The organism is Bacillus sp. FF-1, assembly GCF_028548245.1.
Taxonomy (GTDB): domain Bacteria; phylum Bacillota; class Bacilli; order Bacillales; family Bacillaceae_G; genus Bacillus_A; species Bacillus_A paranthracis.
This window is the reverse complement of the sequence record NZ_JAQQGG010000002.1, coordinates 738,290-760,130: the sequence shown is the minus strand read 5'-3', so window position 1 is coordinate 760,130 and position 21,841 is coordinate 738,290. Positions and strand designations below refer to the sequence as shown.

The following is a 21,841-nucleotide window of genomic DNA, read 5'->3' as shown; positions in this document are numbered from 1 at the left end:
ATTATATAGTATTTTTCGGGTGTAATCCAGAATTATCCATACTACCAAATTGAAAAAATAATCTTTTTGTAGAAATAATAGCGTTTTTGGTGTGCAAATCTTTCAATAATGCACACTAGACCTTTAGAAAAAGAAAAACCTTACATGAAATGAAACCAATATAAATGTAGCTTGATATAATGGGATGGACACGGTATTTGTTACAGGCTTTTACGGATTATTATGTAAGAAGGTATTAAAACTTGAATTTTAAGTGCATTTAAAAGTTAGTGTTAATGTTTTAATATCTATATAATTAAATGTTTATTTCTGTGATATAGTAAGAAAAAGGGGGCTTACAAATGGAAATCATTCACGAAAGAGCAAAGCTACGGTTAATGGACGGTAATGATGTCGAAACTTTGTTTTCGATTGTAGAAGGAAATCGGGAAATTTGGGCGTATTTAATCTCTAAAATGGATAGTGTGCAAGATATGCAGCAATATGTTCAAAAAGCGATACAAGGTTATGGAAAAGGTACGCAAATACCTTTCGTTGTAGTGGATCAACAGACGAATAAGATTGTAGGAAGTACACGTCTATATAATATTTCGGTAGAAGATAAAACAGTCGAGTTAGGACAAACGTGGTATCATCCAAGTGTCCAGCGTACGAGTATAAATACAGAGTGTAAGTATATGCTTCTCCAGTATGCTTTTGAAAAACTCCATATGCTCAGGGTACAAATTAAGACGGATGCAAGAAATGAAAAAGCACAACGAGCAATTGAAAGGTTAGGCGCAGTAAAAGAGGGTGTGCTTAGAAATGAAAGAAAATTACCGAATGGTTATGTGAGAGATGCAGTTGTGTACAGTATTATCTCAAGTGAATGGCCAGACGTGAAAGAACAATTGTTAGAAAAATTAGAGTTGTATAAAGAAAAGCTATAATTCGTGTTTTGAAAGGTATATTGTTCGTAAGGCATGAAAAATATACCTTTTTTCTTACAAAATGCTACTTTATTTTAATTCCTTTTGTTTCATCGTTCCCTTCTGAGAAAAAATTCGTTACAATGTAGTTGTATGGTAATAAACTTATGAATTTAAAACATGTAATGAAAACCGCAAATGAAAATGAATTGATAATCCTCAATTTTAAATGAAAACCCTTTTATACATAAATAACAAGTAAAGTTCCTTCTTTTAAATAAACTCAAACAAAACGATTTGATATAAATGTTTTTTTATAGAAGTATGGATGATGTACGGAGGCAATTACAAATGAAAGAAAATAAGAAGAGTAAGAAAAGGCGAATCTTTCAAGTATTTTTACTAATGATTTGTTCTGCTATTTTATATGTAAGTTATGCAGCTTACGATATTTGGAGTTATCGTTTTAAAGCAAATGATGACGTAAAAACGGATGCTGGTATTGTACTAGGAGCAGCTTCATGGAACGGAAAACCATCTCCTGTATTTAAAGAAAGAATTAATCATGCGATTTCTTTATATAAGAACGGAAATATTAAAAAGATTATTTTTACAGGTGGTACAAAGTTCGAGGCCGAACTTGAGGAAGCTCGTACTGCAAGAGTATATGCAATGAAACAAGGTGTAAAAGACGAAGATATTTTAATTGAAACAAAATCCCTTTTCACTGAAGAAAACTTAAAGAATGCGAAGGAAGTTGGAGTAGAGAACGGCATACGCACATACACGATTGTAAGTGATCCACTTCATATGAAACGCGCAATGAGAATCGCAAAACATATTAATATTGAAGCGTATGCTTCACCAACGCCGACATCAGCATATAAAACGTTAGATACAGAAATACCATTCTTCTTTAAAGAATTATTCTCGTATATTGGATATGTAACCTCGTTGCCATTAAAGGCATTGAAGGGAGACTAATAAGAAAAGAACCTATCTTTAAATAGGAACTTTTCTTATTAGTCAAAAACATTGTATTTTTATCGGAATAGTGAAACAATAGAGAGGTAGCTTCATATAATCATAATGACAAAATGAACGGTTTATGAATCGAACATAAAGGAGATTATAGTATGGCACTCTCATTTGTTGAAACAGAAAAACAATCTTTCATTATTGAACAAATAAATAAATTGATTCCGAAGTTCATGGAAAGGGAGCATCAACTAAGTGAATTAGGATCATTTCCGTATGAAAATATAAATGATTTGAAACATATCGGATATACGAAATTAACGTTACCGAAGGAATTTGGTGGTAGTGCGATTTCTTTATATGACTTCGTTCTATTTCAAGAGAAAATTGCGGAAGGCTGCGGGGCTACTGCATTATCGATTGGCTGGCATCTTGGCATTGTGAAAGAACTAGCGGAAAATCGCTCTTGGAATGATGAGATGTTCAAATGGTTTTGCGAAGAAGTGCGTAATGGAGCGCTCTTTAACAGGGCAGCAACAGAACCGAAAACAGGGAGCCCGACGCGTGGCGGTAAACCAGAAACAATAGCGGTTCAACAAGGCGAGAAGTGGGTTATAAATGGAAGGAAAACTTTTACAACGATGGCGCCAGTACTTGATTATTTTATTATTTCAGCAAGTATGGAAGGCCAAGAAGAAGTTGGTGAGTTTGTCATTCCAAGAAATACACTCGGTGTATCCATTGAAGAAACGTGGGATAGCGTTGCAATGCGAGGGACTGCTAGCCACGACCTTGTCTTACAAAATGTAGAGATAGACAACCGCTTTTTTACGGATGTAAAAGGCGGGAAAGTGAAACAAAAGGGTATTGGCTGGTTGCTACATATACCAGCATGTTATTTAGGAATTGCACAATCAGCAAGAAATTATGCAGTTCAGTTTGCGGGATCATACAAACCAAATAGTTTAAACCATTCTATTAGTTTATTACCGAATGTTAGAAGATTAGTTGGAGAATTAGAACTCGAGCTTATGCAAGCTCGCGTCTTTTTATATCAAATTGCGAAAAAATACGATGAGGCAGAAGATAAACTGTCACTGCAAGCAGAATTAGCGGCAGTGAAATACGCCGTAACAAATGCGGCGATATCCATAGTGGATAAATCAATGCGCATCGTAGGAGCAAAAAGTTTATCAGAAAAAAATCCGCTTCATCGTTACTATTTAAACGTTAGAGCAGGACTACACAATCCGCCGATGGATGATGCAACACTATCTATGTTGGCGGATGCAGCGTTTCGGTCGTAGTTTTTTTAGCTTGAACTTTATTATTTAAGTACAATATAGTTGTTTTGAAAGCACGTGTTTGATTAGTAATCGAACGCGTGCTTTTTATTCGTTGGATATACTAGTTTAAAAAGCACGCGTTTTAATATAAATGGTTATCATGATTTTGTAAGTGTTCCTTGATGGAAAAACATTTGCCATCTTCCCTCTATCAGTTTCCAAATGGAGCTTCGCAAAGTATTCTGCATTCTAGTTTCATCTCTTACAAGATATGTCGCCAATACAGTATCCTTCGATAAAGGGTATATTTCAAAATTAGAAAGAGTCATTTCTCTCACACTAAGTCCGTCTCCACCAACAGAATCCTTCTTATACCAAACGTTTCCCGAACTTCCAAACTCAAAAAAGTCGTCTGCAAGTAATTTGTCCAGTTCTGCTGGATTTGTACGAGTTTTAGGTTCTGATAGTTTTTCTTCCAGTTCACATAAATGCTTTTTTAATTCAGAGTGCTTTTTCACGTGATCATCCCCATATATTAATTATCGTACAACAACTAAAAACTGCTCTTTTTAACTAACGAAAAGAATTTTGACTAGTTAGATAATTGGTTGCGTATTATTATAATGCCAGTTTGGAAGCTTTGTAAACATTTGTTATATTTAATCCCAAATTAAAGGTCTTTCCAAATCTACCATGCGTAAATATTGTAAAAATTGACCTGCATGGACCGCATCATGATAGGCAATTCGTAATAGCATATCGCCTAAATATCGTTGATAGCCAACATCGCTTCGATCAATAAGTCTTGCATCTAGCTCTGCTATGCTTATTGATTGAACATATTCTATGAAATCGGCAAAACATGATTGTGCTAATTCAATTTCTTTTTTAACACAAGTAATTGGCTCGTCATCATACGGGATATGTATGTCGTTTATTGAGCCGTTGTTTTTTAAAATCATATGATAGTAAAAAGTTGAGGTCCATACGTGACGAATCATTTCACCAAAGGACATAGCCTCGTGATCAGGCTTCCAATTAAGAAAATTATCGGGAAGAGAATTCCATAATTTTTCTGAGCGCCTTCTCGTTTCTTTCAAATTTAATATACTAAGATCAATTGCATTCATAATACATTCTCCTTTACTGTTAAATTTAAAATAATTGTATCAATTTAATAGTTAGGGTATCATCGAAATATGAATGTATATCCGAATATCTCATATATAGCTAAACTTATTGCTGAACCTACAAGAGCAATTATCTTAGAGTGTTTAATGAATAATCAGGCACTACCTGCTAGCGAATTAGCTTATATGGCAAAGGTGTCACATCCAACAATTAGTTCTCATCTTTCTAAATTAGTAGAGGGGAATCTACTTAAAGTTGAACAACATGGTAGACATCGTTACTATCGACTTGCTAATCAAGAGGTAGCAGAGGTTCTTGAAAAGTTAGGAACAATCGCACCAACAGTTCAAGTTCGGTCTTTAAAACAATCAGATCAACTAAAACAAATTCGTTATGCTCGAACTTGTTACGATCATCTTGCAGGTAGACTCGGTGTAGAGATAACCGAAAAATTATTAGATAAGGAATTTATCATTTTAGAGAAAGGAGAATACATTGTAACGGAACAAGGTAAGCGATGGTTTCTGAATTTTGGAATAAATATTGAAACGGCAAATATAAAGAGAAGAATATTTGCAAAACCTTGTCTTGATTGGAGTGAACGACGCTACCATATTTCTGGTTGGTTAGGATCTGCAATAGCAAAACTATTTTTTGAACAGGAATGGATTACAAAAACGGATAAGAATCGGGCTGTCCATCTTACAAGAAAAGGTATGAAGTTCTTGAAAGACGAATTAGGCATTGACATGGAAAATAAAGAAATGAAATAACCTGAGTCTATACAAATGTAGACTCAGGTTATTTCATTTCTTTTAAAAATCTTTAGTGATATTTGCGCACGACAAATTAACCTCACTTGCTTTACGGAAAGAGATTAGCTGAAAAAATAGTAGTTGAGACGATTCTATTAAATTAGTAATCATATTCATTGAAAATTATGCGTAAGAATATAGTAAATGAAGGGAGATATAAAATGAATAAAGTGAAACTGAAAGTATTTAATATAAAGTATGTCATGATATGTCTTTTATTCACAATTATATGTATTCTCACTTCATTCTTCATTTCTAGTAATTCAAACGTATTTAAATCTTATTATATTAATCAATTATTAGGAACGAATTCTACGAAAGGCCTTATGTATATGATAGGCAGTGAAAATCGTTATTTTGCCGAAGAATTTCATAAAGAAAAAGGACGAGCGTCTTTGGAATCTTTTTTACTTTCACTTTCTACAAATATTAATGTAAATGACCTCCGGAGCTTATTAACTCGAGAACTTCCAAATATGAATCAATTTTATTCAGAAATATTAATTGCCGGGGAAGGAACAGATTATACGAACATTCCTGAAGAATCCAGCATTCCTTTAGAGAATATTCAAGATAAAGGTACTGCTGTTAAACACCCAAAGAGTGAGAAAGAAAACAATTCAAATACACAAAATAACGGTGAAAATAAAGTTTTTATTTATCATACACATAGTTGGGAGTCGTTTATTCCTCTCATTCCAGGTGCTACTAAACCTGATGATGCCTCTAGTACAAATAATGAAGTGAATATTACGTTTGTTGGAAATTATTTAAAACAAAAGTTAGAAGAAAAAGGAATAGGCGTTTCACATGATACGACAAATATGAGGGACTTTCTACGAAATAAAAATTTAAACTGGGCCCAATCTTACAAAGGATCTCGTCAAATATTACAAGAAAAATTAGCACAAGATAAAAATATTATGTTTCCCATTGATCTTCATAGGGACGATGCACGAAAAAATATTACGAAGAAAACGATTAATGGAAAGGATTATGCACGACTCTATTTTATTTTAGGTCGAGAAAATCCTAACTATGAAAAAAATAAAAAAATAGTAACAGCAATCAATTCATATTTAGACGAGAAGTATTACGGTTTAAGCCGAGGCATTTTTATTAAAGATCGTAAAAGCGGGAATGGAGTATATAATCAAGATCTTTCTCCAAATGCATTACTTATTGAAATGGGAGGGGTAGATAATACTCCAGAAGAACTGTATGCTTCCGTAGACGCATTAGTAGAAGCATTTAGCCATTATTATAATGAAGTAACTAAGAAAAATAACTAAAATAAAAAAGGAGTGACACCTAGTCGGAAGTGCTAGGAGGTTACTCCTTTTTTGTAGAAAATAAAATTACCAATAGATGTTAGTAGTTAAAAAATCTTTCTTTTCATTCTTCTTTTTATCGTTTTATAGGAGAATGCTATGCTTCTTATTTCACCTACTGTATAATAAGAAAAAAGCACGAAAAGAGGTTATCTCATGCTAGAGGTTATTGCAACATGTTTAGAAGACGTGAAACGAATTGAACGAGCTGGCGGGAAGCGAATTGAATTAATTTCATCTTATACAGAAGGCGGTTTAACGCCGAGTTATGCATTTATAAAAAAAGCGGTAGAAGCAGTACATATACCAATTCACGTTATGATTCGTCCGCATGCGAAGTCTTTTACATATACGGAAGAAGAAATTGAAATGATGAAAGAAGATATTGTAGTTGCTCAGAATTTAGGAGTAGCTGGTGTTGTATTAGGTGTATTAAATGAAAGAAATGAAGTGGATGAAGAGAAACTAGCGAATTTATTATCTGTGGTAGATGGGATAAATGTCACATATCACCGTGCAATAGACGACACGGAAAATCCAGTAGAAGCGATGAGAACGTTAAAGAAGTTTCATAAAGTGACTCACGTCTTAACTTCAGGTGGACAAGGGAATATAGTTGATAATATTCCGGTGCTTACAGATATGCAAAAGGTAAGCGATGGTCAAATTCAGCTTGTAGTTGGAGCTGGTGTAACGAAAGAAAATATAAAGCAATTGCTAAATGAAACTGGAATTTCGCAAGCTCATGTCGGTACAGCGGTAAGAGAAGGGAAATCATGTTTTGCTGAAATTGATCCTAATTTCGTACAAGAATTAGTTCAAATCATACAATAAACAATTAAGAAAGAGGAGAAACGATGAAGGAAAATACGAAGAAAGAATTATTCTCATGGGCGAAAACGATAGGATTTACCCTTGTATTAATCGCAATTATTCGCGGTGTTTTATTTACACCGTCATTAGTACAAGGCGAATCGATGATGCCCACTTTAGAAAATAACGAACGAGTTCTCGTGAACAAGATTGGTTACAGTATAAGTGGATTAGAACGTTTTGATATTATCGTCTTTCATGGAAAAGAAGGATACGATTTAGTAAAACGAGTAATTGGTTTACCAGGTGATACAGTTGAGTATAAAAATGATGTTTTATATGTAAACGGAAAAGCGATGGAAGAACCATATTTAAAAGAGTTTAAAGAAAAAGCAGCAGGCCGTGTATTAACTCCAGACTTTACGTTAGAACAAATCACAGGAAAAACGAAAGTGCCAGAAGGCCAAGTATTTGTTTTAGGGGATAATCGTGAAGTTTCTAAAGACGGTCGTATGTTTGGGTTTATTTCAGAAGATGAAATTGTCGGAAAAGGACAAGCTGTTTTCTGGCCGTTGAAACAAGTAAGAGCGTTATAAAGAAAAAGTATGGGAGAAATATTCTTCCATACTTTTTTTATGCCTATTTATTTAAACGTTTGGTTCTGCTATAACTTGAGGTTTTGAAAGAGAACCATCATTATTTCTAAATTTTATTTTGTATTGACCTTACATAAAGGTTAAGTAGCTGAAAAATATATTGATAGAATTGAAAGAATATTTTATAATTTTAAATTATATGTTTGTTTCGAAAAACGGAATTTAAGTTCCGAAATTCGGAACAAGAGGGAGAGAGAATGACTATAAATAAAACGACAGTTAAGACAATGGATATTTTACAGTTGTTTTATGAGCATGAAGAGCTCAGTTTAACAGAGATGGTTCAGCTTACGAGTATGCCGAAAACATCTGTTTATCGTTTAATTGGTTCGTTAGAAGAAATGGAGTTTTTACAAAAAAATGAGAAGGGGAAATATCGTTTAGGAGTTGTGTTTTTACGGTTCGGTCAACTTGTTTCACAAAGACTATCCGTAAGAAATATTGCGATTCCATATATGAAAGAGCTTAGAGATAGTTTAGGGCAGGCAGTTAATTTAATTATTCAAGATGGTAATGATGCGATTTATGTGGAAAAGATGGAAGGCGTTCAGCCTGTACGTGTGTATACGGCGGTTGGAAGAAGAGCGCCACTTTATGCCGGTGCATGTCCGAGAATTTTACTATCGTATTTTTCTGAGGAAAAGAAACGGAAATACATAGAGGAAACGAATTTAAAACAATTTGCAGATGGAACAATCGTAGATAAGAAACAATTACTAGAAGTGTTACAAATGGCGAAAAAGGAAGGACACACCATTAGCTATTCTGAGTTAGAAAATCATACAGCAGCTATAGCAGCGCCCATTTTCGCAAATGATGGAACGGTTGTAGCAGGCATTAGCATTTCAGGATTAGCAATTGAGTACAGCGAAAGTAACATTTCATATTTTATCGCGAAGGTGAAAGAGACAGCAAATCGCATTTCGAAAGAACTTGGCTTTTTGGCATAGAAAGAGGGAGTAGGATGAAATTTTCTGCGTTAGGGGATCAAGCAATTATTGTTACATTTGGTGAAGAAATCGGGATGGATGTATACGAAAAAGTACAACGACTATTTCAAGCGTTGCAGCAACATCCGTTTGTAGGGATGGTTGAATGTGTTCCGTCGTTTACTTCATTAGCCGTTTACTACAATTTGTATGAAGTATGGAAGGGAAATGATAGAAAGATAAGACCATATGATTGCGTATGCCAATACATAGCTAGAATGTTAGATACGTATAAGGAAGAGCTGAAACGAGATGTGAAACATATTTCTATACCCGTTTGTTACGGGGGAGAATATGGACCTGATTTAGAAGAGGTGGCACATTATCACGGTTTACAAGTAGAAGATGTCATTCGCATACATAGTGAAACAACGTATTTTGTATATATGTTAGGCTTTACACCAGGGTTCCCATATTTAGGAGGACTATCAAAAGAACTAGAAACACCTAGAAAAGAAATACCGCGGTTACAAATCTCTCCTGGTTCGGTAGGAATCGGCGGAAATCAAACAGGTATTTATCCGCTTGAAACACCGGGTGGATGGAATATTATTGGACGAACACCAATCTCCTTATTTAATCCGGAAGAAGAAACACCAACCTTTATTCAAAGCGGCATGTATTTACGATTTATCCCAATAACGAAGGAAGAGTACGTATCACTTGAGGGGGCTAAAGAATGGATGTAGAGGTTTTGCATGCAGGGATGTTTACAACAGTCCAAGATTTAGGACGATCTCATTATCAACAATACGGTGTGCCAGTTGGCGGGGCGATGGATCAAAGTGCACTTCGGATGATCAATATGTTAGTTGGTAATGAAGAGAATGAAGCGGCACTCGAAATGACGATTATGGGACCGAAATTGTTAATAAAGAAAACGACGTTACTTGCGATTGGCGGTGCGGATATGGAACCGTTACTAAATGGGGAGCGTATACCATTATGGCGTCCCATTTTAGCGGAAGAAGGTAGTATGCTTTGCTTTGGAAAAGTGAAAAGTGGTTGCAGAACGTATGTGACTTTTGCAGGTGGTATCCATATTGATCGTACGATGGGAAGCAAAAGTACTTACATACGTGCTGCGATTGGTGGTATAGAAGGAAGAATGTTGAAAAAGGGTGACTACTTCCAAATTGGTGTACAACCAGAAATGGCGAATCGTTTCATTCAAGACTTACAAAAAGATGAGAGAATAAAAACGAAATGGGCAATTAGCAACAGCGTACTACCAAAGTATAAGAAACACCCTAAGCTTCGTGTCATAGTTGACTTTGAATATAATCAATTTACAGAAGAAAGCAAAAAGGCATTTTTTACGAAAGAGTATAAAGTATCTAATTACGCTGACCGTATGGGGTATAGGGTTGAAGGAGAAATTTTAAATAGAGCCGTTGAAAAAGAGATTTTATCGAGTTCTGTTACATTTGGAACCATTCAAGTTCCAAATGGTGGACAGCCGATTATATTAATGGCAGATAGGCAAACGACAGGTGGATATCCGAGAATGGGAAATATCATTTCAGTAGATTTACCTCTTATTGCCCAGCTAAAGCCGGGGGACTATGTTTCTTTTGAGAAAATTACGCTTGAAGAAGCGGAACAATTGTACATAGAAAAAGAAGTAAATATGAATCTATTAAAAAAGTTCATCGCTTTACGAAGCTGAGTGCAGGAGGGAAATATCATGACTACAATTGATTTGAATTGTGATTTAGGAGAAAGTTTTGGCGCTTATAAAATGGGGAATGATGATGAAATTCTTCCGTTCGTTTCCTCTATAAACGTTGCTTGCGGTTTTCATGCGGGTGATCCGTCCGTTATGCGGCAAACAGTCGAAAAGGCAATGCAACATAACGTTGCGATAGGGGCACATCCCGGATTTCCAGATTTAATTGGATTTGGTAGAAGGAACATGAACGTTCCAGCAAGTGAAGTATACGATTATGTTCTATATCAAATTGGTGCATTAGATGGTTTTGTAAAAGCAGCTGGCGGGAAGATGCATCATGTGAAACCACACGGTGCTCTATATAATATGGCGGCAACTAATCCGGAAATTGCAGATGCAATTGCAAAGGCAATATATCATATAAATCCAAGTCTATTACTTTACGGATTAGCAAATAGCGAGGCGTTTATACAGGCTGCGGAAAAATACAATATAATTCTCGTACAAGAAGCTTTCGCAGATCGTACGTATAAGCAAGATGGAACATTAACGAGTCGTACGGAAGAAAATGCGCTTATAAAAAATGAAGACGAAGCGATAAAGCAAGTGCTTCAAATGGTGAAAGAAGGCTATGTAAATTCGGTGAACGGGCAGAAAGTAGCAGTTCAGGTACAGACGATCTGTTTACATGGTGATGGAGAAAAAGCAGTACAATTTGCGAAAAGAATATACAGAACATTTGAACATAATGGTATTTCTATTTGTACACCGAAATAAAAAAATGAGGGGAAGTGTTGGAATTGGTGAAATTAATCGGGATATTACTAGTTGCAGTGGGCTTTTTATTTAGATTAAATACACTTTTAGTCGTTATGGTTGCAGGTATTGTTACTGGTATGGTTTCAGGATTAAGCTTTTATGATGTAATCAGCATGTTCGGTAAATTTTTCATAGAAAATAGATATATGTCTATGCCTATCATACTAACTTTACCGGTAATCGGAATTTTAGAGCGTTACGGTTTGAAAGAAAGAGCAGAAGCACTTATAACGAAATCAAAAGGTGCAACAACTGGAAGAGTATTAATGTCATATTTTACGATAAGAGAATCATCAGCAGCACTAGGGCTTAATATTGGTGGTCATGCACAAACAGTAAGACCACTCGTTGCACCGATGGCAGAAGGGGCTGCGCAAGGTAAATACGGTAAGCTCCCTGAAAAATTAAGAGAAAAGATTAAAGCAAATGCAGCGGCTGCGGAAAATACAGCTTGGTTTTTCGGAGAAGATATTTTTATCGCAACTGGTGCGATTCTATTAATGAAAGGATTCTTCGATTCAGTAGGTATGCATGTCGGAGTATGGGATATGGCGCTTTGGGGTATCCCAACTGCAATATCTGCACTTATTGTAAGCTGGATCAGATTTAAAAGGTTTGATAAATATATAGCAAAAACGATGGAATCAAAAGAAAAAGAAGAGAAGGAGGCAATATAAAATGAACATCATCACAATGGATACAATCTACTATGTATTAGGTATAATCGTTGCCTTTATCGCTGTACGTATTGCCTTTGATCGTGAGCATCCAAACCGATTTGGTTCTAGTTTATTTTGGGCGTTGTTTGCAGTTACATTTTTATTTGGAAATGTAATCCCTTCGTTTTACGTTGGCTGTATTGTACTCGCTATGGTTGTGTTAGCTTCACTAAATAAAGTAACAAAATCAGAGGAGAAAGAAGTTCCAGTACAAGAACGTGTAAAACATGCGGAGAAATTAAAAAATAAAATCTTTATGCCTGCACTATTAATTCCTATTTTTACAATTATCGGTACGTTAACGTTAGGAAAAATCAAATGGGGAAATGTTTCTCTTGTTGATCCGGATAAAGTAACGCTAGTAGCATTAGCATTAGGAGCATTACTTGCATTCGTTGCGGCGATGCGTATTACAAAATCGAAAATAACAACGCCTGTACAAGAAGGAAGCAGACTATTACAAGCTGTCGGCTGGGCTGTTATTTTACCACAAATGTTAGCGGCACTTGGTGGTATTTTCGCGAAATCTGGCGTTGGACAAGTCGTTTCTGATTTAGTCGGACAAGTGTTACCGACAGAGTATCCGTTCGTTGCTGTTATGGCGTACTGTTTAGGAATGATGCTTTTCACAGTTGTAATGGGAAATGCTTTCGCAGCGTTTGCTGTTATTACTGGCGGAATTGGTTTACCTTTAATTGTACAAATGCACGGCGGGAATCCAGCAATTATGGCCGCTCTTGGTATGTTTGCTGGATATTGCGGAACGCTGCTTACGCCAATGGCAGCAAACTTTAATATCGTTCCGGCAATGCTTTTAGAACTGAAAGATAAAAATGCAGTTATTAAAGCGCAAGTACCAATTGCTCTTTCAATCTTCATCATAAATATGTTTATCATGTACGGCCTAGTATATCGTTTCTAATTAGGAGGAGAAAACTATGAAAACAGTATTATTAACAGGATTTGATCCGTTCGGTGGAGAAAGTATCAATCCAGCTTGGGAAGTCGCAAAAAGTTTGCATGAAAAAACAATCGGAGAATACAAGATTATTAGTAAACAAGTACCCACTGTATTTCATAAATCAATCAGTGTATTAAAAGAGTATATAGAAGAACTAGCACCGGAATTCATTATATGCATTGGACAAGCTGGAGGTAGACCAGATATTACGATAGAGCGTGTCGCAATTAATATTGATGATGCAAGAATTGCTGACAATGAAGGAAACCAGCCGGTAGATGTACCAGTCGTAGAAGAAGGACCAGCTGCTTATTGGTCTACACTTCCGATGAAAGCAATTGTAAAAAAACTTCAAGAAGAAGGTATACCGGCTTCCGTTTCACAAACAGCAGGTACGTTCGTTTGTAATCATTTATTCTATGGTCTCATGCATGAACTAGAAAAACATGATACAAAAATGAAAGGCGGATTTATTCATATTCCGTTTTTACCAGAGCAAGCGAGTAATTATCCAGGGCAACCGAGTATGTCACTTTCTACTATTCGTAAAGGGATAGAGTTGGCAGTTGAGGTAACGACGACCGTTGAGGTGGATATTGTAGAGGTTGGTGGCACGACGCATTAAGTAGAATGAATTGTACGACACCTCCTGTAAACAGCTGGTATAATATAGTATAGGAAAATACATAGAGGTGATTGTTGTGCAACAATTTGAAGAAGTACGTTCAATTTTAGAAAAAGCGAAGAAAATGACAGTATTAACAGGCGCTGGTGCAAGTACGGAAAGTGGTATCCCAGATTTTCGTTCAGCAAATGGATTGTATGCTGATGCGAATGTGGAGATGTACTTATCAAGAGGGTACTATAACCGAAGTCCGAAAGAATTTTGGAAGCATTATAAAGAAATATTTCAAATTAATACGTTTCATCAATATAAGCCAAATCGTGGACATCGCTTTTTAGCAGAACTAGAAGAACAAGGGAAAGATATTACGATTTTAACGCAAAATATTGATGGTTTACATCAATTAGGTGGTAGTAAACATGTTATTGATTTACACGGCACACTGCAAACAGCACATTGTCCGAAGTGTAAAACGGGATATGATTTGCAGTATATGATTGATCATGAGGTGCCGCGCTGTCAGAAGTGTAATTTCATTTTAAATCCAGACGTTGTGTTATACGGAGATACATTGCCACAATATCAAAACGCGATAAAACGTTTATATGAAACAGATGTACTTCTCGTAATGGGGACGTCACTCAAAGTACAGCCTGTCGCTTCATTCCCGCAAATTGCAAAGAGGGAAGTAGGAGCAACAACGATTTTAGTAAATGAAGAGTTAACAGGACAGGAATATAACTTTGATTATGTTTTTCAAAATAAGATTGGTGAATTTGTTGACGGATTGTCTTCAAGGAAATAAGTTATCGAAAAAACTGAGGTATCCGCCTCAGTTTTTTATTTGAGTAATCGTTATACTAAGCAGCGTGAAAACATGTCGATAATGTAGTAACAACATCTCTATAATTAATAAAAAAGTGTTTCGTAGGTAAAATAGCAGAGTAAGAAGTAGTATTATTTTTAACGAATACACAATCGTCATAAAGTAAGCTAATATGTAGCTGTTGTAAAGGTTTTATTTGGTGTTGTTTTATATATAAAACTAAGTCTTCGTAAAGTTGTCTACTAAAATCACTTACAGACCATTCTAATGAAAGCTGACCTGCTATGCTAGTCCACCATACTTTAAAACTACATATTAATTCTTTGAATAATTCTTTATTACATAAATGATTATCAAAAAGATTCTCATAAAAGATATGATTTTCATCATAAAAAATTTGCGAATCATACTTGTCATTAGCCATTTGTTTGCGAAGTGAATGCCATAATTCTTTGAAATTTGCTTCAAAGTTAGTAGAAAAATTGAATTGTCTTGCTATGTAAGGAAATTTTAAATTTTCCTTTTTCTCTTTTTGGTTGAGATAAATATTTTGAATATAAATCATAAAGTTTAAACAATGGGGCGCATTAGTATGTATTGTAAATGAATCTGTCATTTTCGTTCTCTCCTTAAGTAATGTCTTTTATGAATTTATTTCTTTAGTATACAAATAAATGTAAACTAATGGTATAAAAATAAATTTGTACCATTTTTCTTTTAGAATAATATTCATGTTATTGTGCATTAAGGGAATGGTAATAAATAGGATATAAAATCAAAAAACTGAAAATTAAATCTTTTATTTCTTTTATAATTAATATAAAATTCTATATATATCATATAAATAAATTTGATACATAATGGTTCCATGTAGAAATGTTAATAGAATGAAGCGAGGGAGCGAAATGAGACAGAAAAAGGAGCAGAAGAAACAATCGAAAAAGAAAAAGACTCATATTCCTTTTCGGTTAAATGTACTATTTTTTATCGTCTTTCTTTTATTTTCAGCTATTATAATTCAATTAGGTAAAGTACAAATCATTGATGGAGAAACGTATAGAAATGAAGTGAACAAAAAGGAAGATGTAACGGTAAGTACACCTGTTCCTAGAGGGAAAATGTTTGATCGACAAGGTCAGGTGATTGTAAATAACAAACCACTACGAACCGTTACATATACGAAAATGAAAGGAGTAGATTCGAAAGAAGTTTTACAAGTAGCAAGACAGTTAGCCCAGTTAATTGAAATGTCGCCAGAGGATATAGACAAGTTAACAGAAACAGATAAAAAGGATTTTTGGATGCAGTTAAATGAAAAGCGGGCAGCAGAAAAAGTAACGAAAGAAGATGAGAGTAAATTTAGGAAGCAGGAGATAGAAGGAAAAGAATTAGATAAAAAAGTGGAAGAGTTACGTAGGGAAAGAATTACACAAGAAGAATTAAGCGAACTTTCAAAAGAAGACCTAGAAGTACTAGCTATTAAAAGCAAAATGAATACGGGATATAAAATGACGCCGCAAATCGTTAAAAAAGATGTAAGTCAAAATGAATATGCAGTCGTAAGTGAAAGATTGGCAAGCTTGCCCGGAGTAGATACGACAGTAGACTGGGAACGTGAATACCCAAATGATAAAATACTTCGTTCTATTCTTGGTAGCGTTTCTACTGAAAATGAAGGATTGCCAAGGGAACAATTAGATTATTATTTAGTGCGTGATTATAACCGAAATGACCGCATTGGTAAGAGTTACATCGAAAAGCAATATGAAGACGCATTACATGGAACGAAAGAGCAATCTAGAAGCATTACAGATAAAGCAGGAAATATAATCCGGACAGAAAAAGTGACCGAAGGAAAAAGTGGAAATAATTTAATGTTAACAGTAGATATGGAGTTACAGAAAAAAGTAGAGGAAAGTCTTGAAAAGAATTTACGAGCATTTCATTCTGCAGAGCCGATGATGGATCGTGCATTCGTTGTAATGATGAATCCGAAAAACGGTCAAATTTTATCGATGGCAGGAAAGAAAATTGTAAATAAAGATGGCGGGATGCAAATAGAGGACTATGCTTTAGGGACGATGACAAGTTCTTATGAGTTAGGGTCAACTGTGAAAGGGGCTACATTATTAGCCGGCTATCAAACTGACACAATTAAGCCGTATACACATTTCTTTGATGCACCTATGTATTTTAAAGGAAGCTCTAAGCCGAAGAAATCGTGGAAAGACTTTGGTGATATTGATGATTTAAGAGCTTTACAAGTTTCATCAAACGTATATATGTTTAATACAGCATTAAAGATGGCAGGTATAAATTATGTGCCAAACAATCCATTAGATATTAAACAAGAGACATTTAATAAAATGCGCTACTATTTTAGACAATTTGGTTTAGGTGTACCGACTGGTATTGACTTGCCGAATGAATCGATTGGTCAAATGGGTAGAACGGATAACGTACCTGGTTTTTTACTTGATTATGCGATTGGACAGTACGATACATATACGCCGCTTCAACTTGCTCAATATATTTCAACCATTGCAAACGGTGGTTACAGAATGAAACCGCAAATTGTGCAAGAAGTGAGAGAACAACCACATAGACCAGAGGATGTTGGAAAAGTTATTCGATCTATTGAACCAGTTATTTTAAATCGAGTGGATATGAACACTTCATACATTAATCATGTAAAAGAAGGATTTAGAAGAGTTTTTCAAGAGAATGACGGAACAGGTACTGCAACGTTTAAAGGATTACCATATAAACCAGCTGGAAAAACAGGGACAGCTGAAACTGTGTATGGTGGAGAAAGTGAAATTGGAAGAGATGAAAACAATAATCGAAAAAAATGTTATAATTTAACTCTTGCCGGTTATGCGCCGTATGATGCTGATCCGGAAGTAGCTTTTTCAGTTGTTGTACCATGGGTAAATGATGACAAATCAGGAATTAATTCCGCGATTGGTAAAGAGATTTTGGATGCGTATTTTGAATTGAAAGCGAAAAGAGCAGGTGAAATCCAGTCCCAGTAGAGCAGCTGAACAAGGCCCAGTAAAAATAATATCACTGCATTGAGACATATGGTGCAGTGATATATTTTTGATTTAAAAAGCGTTTGAATAAGGTGGGAATGGATATGAAACAGGAGATTAAAAGAGGTTGGGGGAAATACATACTCTTCGTGTTTGTTTTGGTAATAGCCTATCATTCTTTTACTTTATGTAAAGTGGAAGGGAAATCAATGCAACCGACTTTATATGAAGAAGACTACGTATTTGTAAATAAAGCAGCAGTACATTTTTCCGATTTAGAGCATGGAGAAATTGTCATTATAAAGGAAGAGGATGAGTCAAAATATTATGTAAAACGAGTAATAGGGCTTCCTGGTGACGTAATTAACATAACGAATGGATCTGTATATGTGAATGATAAAAAACAAGAAGAACCGTATACAAATAAAGATTTATTCAATAATACGCAAGTGTTTTATAACTTTCAAAAGACAAAAATCCCACCAAATAAATTATTTGTAATGGGAGATAATCGTGAACTTAGTAGAGATAGTCGAAACGGTTTAGGATATATTGAAGAAGATAATATAATAGGCAAAGTGGAATTTGTATATTATCCTTTTTCAAAAATGAAGATCATAGAATAAGTGGGGGTTTCTCTATCCCCACTTATTAACGTTTCACTTTATCTTCTTTAAAAAACCTTTTGGGTTAAACGATATGAAAAACTTATGCTTAGATTCATCGATTATGAAATTGTTGTTTGTAGCTAAAAACTCTTCAACAGCTTCCATTGGGCCAGGTCCCCAATCAGGAGAAACAGGATTTCCATTAATAGATGTATCTTCTACTATAATATAACTGCCTTTAGTAACGATAGATTTATAAAGCAACAATTCTTTTGCTACATGCTCTTTACTATGATCAGAATCTAAAATAACTAAAATTACATCATTAGGTTTGCGCATACTTAATATTGTTTGCACAGCGGTTACTGAAACAGAAGAAGCTGTTAAATACGTAATACGATCATGGGATGGACGATTTGGTTGTGGAAATATATCAATAGTAAGAACATGACCTTTTCCAATTAAATCTAAAATGGAAGCTAAATACAGTGCGCTACCACCATAACAAGTGCCACATTCAATAATTAAATCGGGTTTTAATTCGTAAATCATTTCTTGATACAAAAAAAGATCAGAAGGAAGTTTGAGAATGGGGACTCCAAGCCAATGTGTATCATATAACCAGACTCGACTATCGTAAAATTGTTTTAAAAATTCGCTGCTTATGTTATCGATTTTGAACACTCCTTTCTGGAAACGAAAGTTGTACAATATATTATGTGAGATATGATTGTAAGGAGAATGTTTTTGAATAAAAATGAGCAAAATACCTCATTAAAAAAACAGTTGTTTGTATAATAAGAATTTTTTTATGCAGCAAGTCTAATCAAAATGCTGTTTAAATTTTTAGATGAGGGGAAAAAGAAAGGAAAGAAACGTATGTATAAGTACACAATTTGTTTCATTAGAAAAGGAAATAAAATACTCTTATTGAATAGAAATAAAAAGCCAAATATGGGAATGTGGAATGGTGTTGGTGGAAAAGTTGAAGATAATGAAACGCCATATGAAGGAATAATTAGAGAAACGCTTGAAGAAACAGGCATAGATCTTCCAAGTGTAACGTATAAAGGGAATGTCGTTTTTAAAAGTAAGGACGAGTCTCAGGGGCGTGAAGGAATGTATGTATTCCTTGCTGACCTGCCAGATGGAGTACATATGGACACGCCATTAAGTACGACGGAAGGATTATTAGAATGGAAAGAAATTGATTGGATATTAAATAAGGATAATAGAGGTGTAGTTAGCAATTTACCAAAATATTTACCAATAGTATTAACAGAAGAAAATAAGTTAGAGCATATATTCACGTACGATAACGGGAATATTATTACTTACACAACTTCATATTTGACAGATGATAATGCGAACAAACGATATGTAAAAAAAAATCTTTCATACTCAAGTTAATAAAATCTTTCAAAGAGCAATTAGCATTTGTATGTTGATTGCTCTCATTATATATAAGGGGGAAAGATATGTTTCAGAAATACAATTCATTGGCCATAATCGTTATATGTACGATGTTCCTCTTGGTAGCTTGTTCTAAAAGTGATAAAGAACTTAAAAACATTCAACAAGCGGACTATCTAGTATCCTATTCAAATGCAATGAAAGATGGTGGTTACATATATGCATATGATAAGAAAGGAAATACGATTAGTAAAATGGAAGTAGATGGTCAAAGTATGATGAGCAATGCAAAAGATGAAAAGGGATACTACTTTTCATCAAATAGAAATAACAATCATTATGCAATTGATAAGACTGGTAAGATGCAAGAAATCAGTAGACCGAAACAATTACAAGATGTAAACGCAGGGGCATATTTTATACATGCAGAGCAAGGTTATAAATTTTATGATGTGAACATTGGGCTGGTAGACGAAAAGAAGGGATATACAAGTGAACTTGTATATTGGAAAGATAGTGACAAAAGGCAAGAGAGTGTAGAACTAAAGGGAACGATTCAAGGTGCGCATATTATTGAGAATCATATATACGCATTTTCACAAACGCTAGACAAAGTATATATTTCAGAAATAGATTTGGTCACAAATAAAAAAACAAACGAATTTGAAATTCCTAATGAAAATGTGTATTTTGCACCAACTGCTCAAAAAATAATTTTTCAAAAGTATAAAGATAAACTAATACTCGCATTAAGTGATAATGTAAATCAAAAGCTGCCTTCGAAATTAATGATGATAAACCCGAAAACTAAAGTAGTAGAAAAAGAAACGGTATTAAATGACAAGCAATTCATACCTGTTTTAGTGCAGGTGTATGATAATAAGGTGTACGTTTTAAATCATGATGAAAAAATAATAGAGTTAGATGAGAATTTGAATATCATACGTACATATTCACTGCAGAGTGATACAAAAATCGCTAGAGAGGACAAAGGGATTTCGGATATACAAGTACATGGTAATAAGTTATACATCTTATACAAAGATATGAATCCAAAGAGTAAAACGAAACAATTGGTAGCTGAGATTGAAGGATATGATTTGTTAACAGGAGGAAGTATTGAAAAGACTACTTTACAATTAGAGAGGAAATGGGATGATATTACCTTTCTTGTATTAAAAGAGTAAAAAAATGATTTGAAGGGAGTGACTCAAATTATGACATTCAAAAACGAGGAAGAACTAAATAAAGCTTTCGAGGCGGCCAAAGCGAGTCTAGAAATAGAAGGCATGACTGTTACAAAGGAAATGGAAAAAATTATAAAAGAAAAGGTATCCGGAAAGATAACGCACGAGCAACTTATTACATTAGCTGATGTGATTGCAAGACGTGGACGTACTTAACAATCTAGAAACCACCACAAAATTTTTAAAAATAAACGGGGAAAAAGAGATGGTAGATCCATCTCTTTTTCATATGCTCCATGATTAACTGCGAATCGCCTTAATCAGAAAACGATGTTGCGTCACATCAAAATATCCTTTTTGTAAGATGACTTTATGTATACGATATAATTCCTCATAATACCTTTCGACAGTAAAATTAGGGATTTGCCACGGAATTGCTTTTAAATAATAGACAATAGCACCAATGTCGTAAAAGCGTTGGAAAGGAAACTCTTCTTTTGCTTCTAAAATAGTAAATCCATTTTCCTTTAACTCACTACATGCTGTTTCAAGAGACCAACTTGCAAATTCGTTATTTAGCGGTGCGTTAAACTGCTCATTTAGTTCCGCACAATCGAGACCACCAACTTGTTGTGTAAGAAATATTCCATTAGGAGAAAGTATTCTATTTACCTCAGAAGCAGAATAGGATTCATGTTGATTCATAATGAAATCAAATTGTTCATCTTGAAATGGTAAAGCAGTATCATCAATTACTGCCACAACTGTAACCCCTAAAGGTTCTAATTTCTTCCGAGCAATTGGCAAGTTTGGTGCATAACCCTCAGTCGCATAAATAGTTGGTGGGAACGATTGTAACATAGATAAAAACTCTCCGCCGCCAGTACCCATATCGAGCATTGCTTTAGCACGTTGCATAAGCTGATAAGCAGTGCTACCGTACGACCATGATAAAGGCTCGCTCTTCATTCGGCCCGTTTCTGAAATAAAAGAAAAATCCCAGCCACTAAAATTTGTATTGGCACTTTCTAATAAAGTTAAAAATAATAGATTACGTTTCATAATTATG

The 21,841-nt window shown here is 34.7% G+C and carries 24 protein-coding genes and 1 pseudogene; 20 read left to right on the top strand and 5 right to left on the bottom strand.

All coding sequences use genetic code 11. From position 1 onward, the window contains the following. Positions 1 to 341 precede the first annotated feature (341 nt). The 3 genes from PQF83_RS09415 (at position 342) to PQF83_RS09405 (ending at position 3,193) form a co-directional block, all read left to right on the top strand. A complete protein-coding gene (locus tag PQF83_RS09415) occupies positions 342 to 929 on the top strand; it encodes a GNAT family N-acetyltransferase (RefSeq protein WP_000402574.1) in 588 nt (195 codons plus the stop codon). A 330-nt stretch (positions 930 to 1,259) separates the two neighbouring features. Next, entirely contained in the window at positions 1,260 to 1,892 is a 633-nt protein-coding gene (locus PQF83_RS09410; RefSeq protein ID WP_000662214.1) for a YdcF family protein, read from the top strand. Between the two features lie 152 nt (positions 1,893 to 2,044). Continuing rightward, a complete protein-coding gene (locus PQF83_RS09405) occupies positions 2,045 to 3,193 on the top strand; it encodes an acyl-CoA dehydrogenase family protein (protein ID WP_001218398.1) in 1,149 nt (382 codons plus the stop codon). Positions 3,194 to 3,330: 137 nt separating this feature from the next. Here the strand turns inward: PQF83_RS09405 and PQF83_RS09400 are convergent, their stop codons facing one another. Continuing rightward, on the bottom strand, positions 3,331 to 3,690 hold the full coding sequence (locus PQF83_RS09400; protein WP_000716631.1) for a nuclear transport factor 2 family protein: 360 nt from the start codon (positions 3,688 to 3,690) through the stop codon (positions 3,331 to 3,333). Positions 3,691 to 3,831: 141 nt separating this feature from the next. Continuing rightward, a complete protein-coding gene (locus PQF83_RS09395; RefSeq protein WP_000991268.1) occupies positions 3,832 to 4,302 on the bottom strand; it encodes a DinB family protein in 471 nt (156 codons plus the stop codon). A gap of 69 nt (positions 4,303 to 4,371) precedes the next feature. On the opposite strand from PQF83_RS09395, the gene PQF83_RS09390 reads away from it, so the two are divergent. The 12 genes from PQF83_RS09390 to PQF83_RS09335 all read left to right on the top strand — a co-directional run bounded on the left by PQF83_RS09390 (position 4,372) and on the right by PQF83_RS09335 (position 14,508). After that, entirely contained in the window at positions 4,372 to 5,076 is a 705-nt protein-coding gene (locus tag PQF83_RS09390) for an ArsR/SmtB family transcription factor (RefSeq protein WP_001103828.1), read from the top strand. Positions 5,077 to 5,279: 203 nt separating this feature from the next. Beyond that, a complete protein-coding gene (spoIIP, locus tag PQF83_RS09385) occupies positions 5,280 to 6,410 on the top strand; it encodes a stage II sporulation protein P (RefSeq protein ID WP_001045277.1) in 1,131 nt (376 codons plus the stop codon). A 195-nt stretch (positions 6,411 to 6,605) separates the two neighbouring features. Further along, entirely contained in the window at positions 6,606 to 7,283 is a 678-nt protein-coding gene (locus tag PQF83_RS09380) for a copper homeostasis protein CutC (RefSeq protein WP_000895083.1), read from the top strand. A 23-nt stretch (positions 7,284 to 7,306) separates the two neighbouring features. After that, the gene (lepB, locus tag PQF83_RS09375) at positions 7,307 to 7,858 is read left to right on the top strand and encodes a signal peptidase I (protein ID WP_000662493.1); all 552 of its coding nucleotides are present in this window, start codon (positions 7,307 to 7,309) and stop codon (positions 7,856 to 7,858) included. Between the two features lie 257 nt (positions 7,859 to 8,115). After that, positions 8,116 to 8,868: an IclR family transcriptional regulator gene (locus PQF83_RS09370; RefSeq protein WP_000154498.1), complete on the top strand. Its 753-nt coding sequence runs from the start codon at positions 8,116 to 8,118 to the stop codon at positions 8,866 to 8,868. Positions 8,869 to 8,882: 14 nt separating this feature from the next. Further along, positions 8,883 to 9,596: a 5-oxoprolinase subunit PxpB gene (gene pxpB / locus PQF83_RS09365; RefSeq protein WP_000672250.1), complete on the top strand. Its 714-nt coding sequence runs from the start codon at positions 8,883 to 8,885 to the stop codon at positions 9,594 to 9,596. Further along, positions 9,587 to 10,576: a biotin-dependent carboxyltransferase family protein gene (locus PQF83_RS09360; protein WP_000382219.1), complete on the top strand. Its 990-nt coding sequence runs from the start codon at positions 9,587 to 9,589 to the stop codon at positions 10,574 to 10,576. Before pxpB ends, PQF83_RS09360 begins: the two co-directional genes overlap by 10 nt. Positions 10,577 to 10,594: 18 nt before the next feature. Further along, entirely contained in the window at positions 10,595 to 11,356 is a 762-nt protein-coding gene (gene pxpA, locus PQF83_RS09355) for a 5-oxoprolinase subunit PxpA (protein WP_000207331.1), read from the top strand. Between the two features lie 23 nt (positions 11,357 to 11,379). Further along, positions 11,380 to 12,075, top strand: coding sequence for a DUF969 domain-containing protein (locus PQF83_RS09350; RefSeq protein WP_000239800.1), 696 nt, complete (start codon positions 11,380 to 11,382; stop codon positions 12,073 to 12,075). A gap of 1 nt (position 12,076) precedes the next feature. After that, positions 12,077 to 13,039: a DUF979 domain-containing protein gene (locus PQF83_RS09345; protein WP_001021658.1), complete on the top strand. Its 963-nt coding sequence runs from the start codon at positions 12,077 to 12,079 to the stop codon at positions 13,037 to 13,039. Positions 13,040 to 13,055: 16 nt separating this feature from the next. Further along, positions 13,056 to 13,703, top strand: a complete 648-nt coding sequence (gene pcp, locus PQF83_RS09340; RefSeq protein WP_000859733.1) for a pyroglutamyl-peptidase I — start codon at positions 13,056 to 13,058, stop codon at positions 13,701 to 13,703. 76 nt (positions 13,704 to 13,779) lie between these two features. Next, a complete protein-coding gene (locus tag PQF83_RS09335) occupies positions 13,780 to 14,508 on the top strand; it encodes an NAD-dependent protein deacylase (RefSeq protein ID WP_001183815.1) in 729 nt (242 codons plus the stop codon). Between the two features lie 55 nt (positions 14,509 to 14,563). On the opposite strand, the gene PQF83_RS09330 is transcribed toward PQF83_RS09335, so the two are convergent. Beyond that, a complete protein-coding gene (locus PQF83_RS09330; RefSeq protein WP_000132272.1) occupies positions 14,564 to 15,145 on the bottom strand; it encodes a hypothetical protein in 582 nt (193 codons plus the stop codon). Positions 15,146 to 15,434: 289 nt separating this feature from the next. On the opposite strand from PQF83_RS09330, the pseudogene PQF83_RS09325 reads away from it, so the two are divergent. Continuing rightward, positions 15,435 to 17,587: pseudogene (locus PQF83_RS09325) on the top strand (peptidoglycan D,D-transpeptidase FtsI family protein). Between the two features lie 81 nt (positions 17,588 to 17,668). Further along, positions 17,669 to 18,190, top strand: coding sequence for a signal peptidase I (gene lepB, locus PQF83_RS09320; RefSeq protein ID WP_000806877.1), 522 nt, complete (start codon positions 17,669 to 17,671; stop codon positions 18,188 to 18,190). A gap of 33 nt (positions 18,191 to 18,223) precedes the next feature. Here the strand turns inward: lepB (PQF83_RS09320) and PQF83_RS09315 are convergent, their stop codons facing one another. Then, positions 18,224 to 18,856, bottom strand: a complete 633-nt coding sequence (locus PQF83_RS09315) for a CmcI family methyltransferase (protein WP_071713438.1) — start codon at positions 18,854 to 18,856, stop codon at positions 18,224 to 18,226. 195 nt (positions 18,857 to 19,051) lie between these two features. Here PQF83_RS09315 and PQF83_RS09310 point away from each other — a divergent pair, with 195 nt between their 5' ends. From PQF83_RS09310 to PQF83_RS09300, 3 genes are all read left to right on the top strand, one after another. Beyond that, entirely contained in the window at positions 19,052 to 19,582 is a 531-nt protein-coding gene (locus PQF83_RS09310) for an NUDIX hydrolase (RefSeq protein WP_002163608.1), read from the top strand. A 68-nt stretch (positions 19,583 to 19,650) separates the two neighbouring features. Then, positions 19,651 to 20,772 (top strand): hypothetical protein, encoded by a 1,122-nt coding sequence (locus tag PQF83_RS09305; protein WP_000487034.1) that lies wholly within the window; start codon positions 19,651 to 19,653, stop codon positions 20,770 to 20,772. Between the two features lie 30 nt (positions 20,773 to 20,802). Next, positions 20,803 to 20,988: an antitoxin VbhA family protein gene (locus PQF83_RS09300; protein WP_000143190.1), complete on the top strand. Its 186-nt coding sequence runs from the start codon at positions 20,803 to 20,805 to the stop codon at positions 20,986 to 20,988. A gap of 84 nt (positions 20,989 to 21,072) precedes the next feature. Here the strand turns inward: PQF83_RS09300 and PQF83_RS09295 are convergent, their stop codons facing one another. Then, positions 21,073 to 21,834 (bottom strand): class I SAM-dependent methyltransferase, encoded by a 762-nt coding sequence (locus tag PQF83_RS09295; RefSeq protein ID WP_000828026.1) that lies wholly within the window; start codon positions 21,832 to 21,834, stop codon positions 21,073 to 21,075. Positions 21,835 to 21,841: the final 7 nt, after the last annotated feature.

Excerpts from the sequence above, each read along its gene's own strand:
- PQF83_RS09415 (WP_000402574.1), top strand. The coding sequence starts at position 342 with ATGGAAATCATTCACGAAAGAGCAAAGCTACGGTTAATGGACGGTAAT.
- PQF83_RS09410 (WP_000662214.1), top strand. The coding sequence starts at position 1,260 with ATGAAAGAAAATAAGAAGAGTAAGAAAAGGCGAATCTTTCAAGTATTT.
- PQF83_RS09405 (WP_001218398.1), top strand. The coding sequence starts at position 2,045 with ATGGCACTCTCATTTGTTGAAACAGAAAAACAATCTTTCATTATTGAA.
- PQF83_RS09395 (WP_000991268.1), bottom strand. The coding sequence starts at position 4,302 with ATGAATGCAATTGATCTTAGTATATTAAATTTGAAAGAAACGAGAAGG.
- PQF83_RS09390 (WP_001103828.1), top strand. The coding sequence starts at position 4,372 with ATGAATGTATATCCGAATATCTCATATATAGCTAAACTTATTGCTGAA.
- spoIIP (WP_001045277.1), top strand. The coding sequence starts at position 5,280 with ATGAATAAAGTGAAACTGAAAGTATTTAATATAAAGTATGTCATGATA.
- PQF83_RS09380 (WP_000895083.1), top strand. The coding sequence starts at position 6,606 with ATGCTAGAGGTTATTGCAACATGTTTAGAAGACGTGAAACGAATTGAA.
- lepB (WP_000662493.1), top strand. The coding sequence starts at position 7,307 with ATGAAGGAAAATACGAAGAAAGAATTATTCTCATGGGCGAAAACGATA.
- PQF83_RS09370 (WP_000154498.1), top strand. The coding sequence starts at position 8,116 with ATGACTATAAATAAAACGACAGTTAAGACAATGGATATTTTACAGTTG.
- pxpB (WP_000672250.1), top strand. The coding sequence starts at position 8,883 with ATGAAATTTTCTGCGTTAGGGGATCAAGCAATTATTGTTACATTTGGT.
- PQF83_RS09360 (WP_000382219.1), top strand. The coding sequence starts at position 9,587 with ATGGATGTAGAGGTTTTGCATGCAGGGATGTTTACAACAGTCCAAGAT.
- pxpA (WP_000207331.1), top strand. The coding sequence starts at position 10,595 with ATGACTACAATTGATTTGAATTGTGATTTAGGAGAAAGTTTTGGCGCT.
- PQF83_RS09345 (WP_001021658.1), top strand. The coding sequence starts at position 12,077 with ATGAACATCATCACAATGGATACAATCTACTATGTATTAGGTATAATC.
- pcp (WP_000859733.1), top strand. The coding sequence starts at position 13,056 with ATGAAAACAGTATTATTAACAGGATTTGATCCGTTCGGTGGAGAAAGT.
- PQF83_RS09330 (WP_000132272.1), bottom strand. The coding sequence starts at position 15,145 with ATGACAGATTCATTTACAATACATACTAATGCGCCCCATTGTTTAAAC.
- lepB (WP_000806877.1), top strand. The coding sequence starts at position 17,669 with ATGAAACAGGAGATTAAAAGAGGTTGGGGGAAATACATACTCTTCGTG.
- PQF83_RS09310 (WP_002163608.1), top strand. The coding sequence starts at position 19,052 with ATGTATAAGTACACAATTTGTTTCATTAGAAAAGGAAATAAAATACTC.
- PQF83_RS09305 (WP_000487034.1), top strand. The coding sequence starts at position 19,651 with ATGTTTCAGAAATACAATTCATTGGCCATAATCGTTATATGTACGATG.
- PQF83_RS09300 (WP_000143190.1), top strand. The coding sequence starts at position 20,803 with ATGACATTCAAAAACGAGGAAGAACTAAATAAAGCTTTCGAGGCGGCC.
- PQF83_RS09295 (WP_000828026.1), bottom strand. The coding sequence starts at position 21,834 with ATGAAACGTAATCTATTATTTTTAACTTTATTAGAAAGTGCCAATACA.